The following is a 4,490-nucleotide window of genomic DNA, read 5'->3' as shown; positions in this document are numbered from 1 at the left end:
GTCATTGCCACTTGAACTCCAGTTATTCTGCTTGTTTTCTACCAAAAAAATCAAATTCTGCTCATTATTTAAGCATGCTTGCTTAAGTTAAATGGCCAAAGTCGAGATAGTGCAAGGTTGCATCTCGCTGAGTCATATCAACATCAGGGATATGATCAGGGCCTAACTCCATAAATGAACGAATACACTCCCATTGCATAATTCCAGCTAGCTCAGTACCACATGGCATTCTCCAAACGCCTAAAAACCCATGCGGATCATCGGGAGCAGGTGGTCCCATACCAAATAGCGAACTCCGATACGCGATACTATCTCCTATTGTACTTGCAGTACTCACCCAAGCTTTAAACGACTCCCAAGGTACAAAATGTAGCTGTTTTTTATCATCAACCCACACCACCTCTCGCCGCTGTCGATTAAAACGAGTCTGCATGTTCTCTTTGCCATGTTGTATATGAGAAATAACAATAAATGATAAGCATAATAAAATTATAAATAGCCAACAACACAGAAGTATTAAAATAACTGTAGAATGACTAAATCGCCCGTAAATAAATACATTTAAAAATAAATAAGACAGCAATAAGATGATAGAAGCTATTGACTGGCCACCATATAAAAGCTCAAATGCAGCTTTAGCATTACCACTTCCGATATCGATATACACTTCATTTTTTCTTGTAAGTACTTTTAAAGGGTCTGATGCTTTATAACCCGTCCATATTGGAAGTGGTGACAGTATCAGTGAAGTAACATCATCACTTTGCTCAACATCTGAGAACTTATATTTTTTCATACTGTAAAAGTTTTAATCACAATAATGGCTAGTGCCTTATAAGCAGAACAGCAATGCAGACCCGCTGTTAATATATCCCTATACGCTTGACTATGGCATCCATGCCATAGACAGTCTGCTAACCTGTTCAACTTAGCGGCAAAAACACCTTCATAAGTAAATTCAAGCTTTTAAAAGCATACAACCACTCTGATTAAAATTAGCACCATGGTTATATGCTGGGGCAGGGTTGTTTATGAAGCAGGTGCCAGGAGCACCGGTAATGTCAGAAGCCAGGGAAGGCTTTCTGACATGAGTGAAATAAATGACCCTGTTTCAGCATCTACACACAATAGTTGACTACCAACGCACTACTCATTAACTGGCGTATAATATCGCCCTTCAGCTTTTGCCTCAGCAATTCGACGATCCATATCAAAAAACTTTTCACGACGTTTGTAACGTTGTCTCCATTTTTTTTCTAGTTCAATCAATTCTGCTGAAGGCTTAGCCCAATGTTCTTTTGGTAAAGGTTTAGACCACTCAACGGCTTCAGGAAAGATGTCAACCGATTCAAGATACTCAACAAGACTTGCGTACTTAAATGCCCAAAAACGTCCCATAAATAAATCTACTATCACTTGTTTTATCCATGCACCCCACTCACCTTGTCGGCGAAGTTTTTTTCGTTTTTGATAATGTAACTTAGGGTCTCGTTGAGTAATGTCCACACTAGGTATACACTCTACCCCTTGCTCCATATATGATCGAATACACTCCCATTGCATAATACCTGAAACTTCTACACCACATGGCATGCGCCAAACACCTAAAAACCCATGAGGATCATCTGAAGCAGGAGGGCCAATACCAAGCATAGCAGTCCGGTAAGCGACACTATCACCTATAGTACTTGCACTGCTCACCCATGCTTTCATTGATTCCCATGGAATAAAATGAAGCTTTTTTTTATCATCCACCCATGCTACTTCACGGCGTTGTCGATTAAAGCGAATCTGCATGTTTTCTTTTCCATGCTTAATTTGAGAGTAAATCACGTAAAAAACAAAAAATAATACAATAGAAAGCCAAGCACCTCCAAGAATTAGAAGAAGCCCCCAATTTGCAGACCGGGTGATAGGTGGTGAAATAATTTCAAACAATAAAAATACTAGAAGACAACCTAAACCACTTAAAAATAAGCCACAGTAAAGCACTTCAAAAGCTTCCTTAGCGTTTCCACTTCCAATATCGATATAAACATCATTTTTTCTTGTGAGTACTTTTAAAGGGTCTGATGCTTTATAACCCGTCCATATTGGAAGTGGTGACAATATCAGTGAGGTTACTCCATCACTTTGTTCGATATCAGAAAACTTATACATTTTGATCACCATCTACCGCATAATTTAACCAGGCATCGTTGACTGAAAACAGCTTCATACTCTGTTCTCCTGGCAATGTATCATTATCTTCAAGGGCTGGTACCATACCAGGCTTATCATCATCCTCATATTGAAACTCATCCAGTTTAACGGTATACCGAACATAGTTTTTATCTTGTTGTACCGCTTTATAAGCCATATCAGGCCTGGAAATTAACTTAAAGCTTAAACTGGTTGCACTTCTTAATGCCTCCCTCGAAACAAATAATTTAAGCTGCAACATATTATTATTAAATTCAGCAGAGGCCGTATTCAACATATAAAAAGTAATATCTTGCTCTTGATAGTAATTAATTGCAGCAATACCAATTTGTAGTGGGGATTCCCACAGCTGTGAAGGTATGGACTGTTCAGGTACTACAAAACTGCTACGTTTAATCCCTGGAATCGATATCGTTAAATCCACCATTTTATGAGTTAGAGTTGACTCAGGATGCTGATCGTATTTTTTATTTTTTACATAGCCATCAACATAATATTGAGCTTCAATACGTGGGCGCATAATGGCATCTGCTAACTGTTGCTGCTCTTCTTGGTGAACCCAGCCTTGCGTATTTCTACCCCAATAACAACGTTCAACCCATACCATAATAGGAGGCGATTTATAAATTTCATAAATGGCTTCGCCAACCAAAATCAACACACCCCCCATCAACAACCAAGGTAACGCACTAGCGATAGGAGCAGCAAAGCGCGCAAGTGCTGCACCGTAGTTCATACCATGCAAACGAGCAAACCTCAATGCTTTAAATGCATAAACACCTTGTCGTAGGTTTCCAACAAAAACCAGTGTATTTCCCAGCATTGAGGTAGCATTTCCAGCGGCAGCAACATAGTCATCATCGTCTAGAGCTTCACCTACTTCTTTAACCTTTTTTACATTGTCTGCTACAGCACCAATTCCATCGAAAAAACTCATGCCTAAAGTAGAAATAATGATAACTTTGCCCAGTCTATTGACTAGAAAAGGGTTTCCATTTTCAATACCATCTTCAATGCTATGTCGCCAAAGCTCTATACCAACTGAAGCTGTCGCCGTAAATGCACCTATAACATCTGCAGCGGCTTCAGCAAAGTCAAGATTATTTCTCTCTGCTTTATACGCAGTTTCTTCCAGCGTCGAAAATGCATTCAGAATATTGGTAATCGCTAAAAACGTGGGTAACATGATGCTTTTAGTACCATTCCAAGCACTTCCCCAGGAATGTCCCTGTCCATGATTACCCAGCATACCACTACGAAAACCTTCAATATGTTTGTGTAGGGTATTTATTTCACCTTGACCTAAACCATCAATTTTAAAGCCGCTCATCCCCTCACTTACACCAGTAGGTGAGGCATAAGAACGAATGGTTGCTTTGGCATCTTGTATCGCTTGCCATTTTTTAACTGAGGCTTGTTTTATGCCCTCTAGCTCATTTTCGAGAGCTTTAACGATAGTGTGATCACGCCGTTTCAGTGCTTGCTTGATCTGTTTACGAATCTTATTACGTTGCTTGCGTAAGGTGCGAACGACATTTTGTTCATTAGCCAATTCATTAAGTGCACGCTCAAATTGATTGGCAGCAGCCGTATCGGGTAAACGAATCATTATGTTATCGTTCACCGCGGCATTAACCAATAGCATGTCAAAACCGACACCCGTATGACGAATAATTCTGCGTGCGCGTTCAACCGTATCGACATTACGTACCTGATCAAACGTCCTTGTCACTTCTTCAACATAGGCTGGTGTAAGCGCTGCAATTAAACTACCACGTAATTCAATATGTTCTGTTAACTCTGGAAATTGATCTAATTTAAGTCGGGATTTTAATTCAGCAACGTCTTTGGCAGAAGACAGAATAGTCTTAATATCGTCAGCACTACCTGATGCATTATTTAGCTCATTTACTGAGGCGACGCTGTAATTGGTTATAAATAACGAGGCAAGGTTATCCTCACCAAATTCTTCAATATACAGCTTATGCGCTAACTTAATACCTTTACCCTCAGCATCACCACACAGGTTTGCAACGCAGCAAAAATGGGTTTCATGTAAACGCTGTACATGCGAAAAAATGGTAATATCAAAATACCATGCTGCTTTATTAAATTTGGGTAATAAAGAGGCCCGATCTAAACTATTTTCTTCTTCTAATTCTGCAATACACTGAGCCAGTTCATCCGCATCATCCAAAAACACCTCCATTGCTTTCGTGCGGACCCGTTGTTCAATGCGAGGTACATTCCACATACTCACATCTTTATACATATTAAGTTTTGCGAAT

3 protein-coding genes are annotated in these 4,490 nt (G+C 39.6%); all 3 read right to left on the bottom strand.

Annotated features, from left to right (window positions below; all coding sequences use genetic code 11):
• Positions 1 to 82: 82 nt before the first annotated feature.
• Complete coding sequence (locus F607_RS0125090) at positions 83 to 796, bottom strand: hypothetical protein (protein WP_027710225.1); 714 nt, start codon at positions 794 to 796, stop codon at positions 83 to 85.
• A gap of 350 nt (positions 797 to 1,146) precedes the next feature.
• Positions 1,147 to 2,160, bottom strand: a complete 1,014-nt coding sequence (locus F607_RS0125085; RefSeq protein ID WP_027710224.1) for a hypothetical protein — start codon at positions 2,158 to 2,160, stop codon at positions 1,147 to 1,149.
• Positions 2,153 to 4,490: hypothetical protein (locus F607_RS31785; protein ID WP_038292248.1), on the bottom strand; the 2,338-nt coding region annotated here is incomplete at its 5' end. The genes F607_RS31785 and F607_RS0125085, both read right to left, overlap by 8 nt.

The organism is Zooshikella ganghwensis DSM 15267 (assembly GCF_000428585.1).
GTDB classification, from domain to species: Bacteria; Pseudomonadota; Gammaproteobacteria; order Pseudomonadales; family Zooshikellaceae; genus Zooshikella; species Zooshikella ganghwensis.
This window is presented reverse-complemented; position numbering and strand designations above follow the sequence as displayed.

Bases quoted from the DNA above. Each gene is read 5' to 3' on its own strand.
- F607_RS0125090 (WP_027710225.1), bottom strand. From the start codon at position 796: ATGAAAAAATATAAGTTCTCAGATGTTGAGCAAAGTGATGATGTTACT.
- F607_RS0125085 (WP_027710224.1), bottom strand. From the start codon at position 2,160: ATGTATAAGTTTTCTGATATCGAACAAAGTGATGGAGTAACCTCACTG.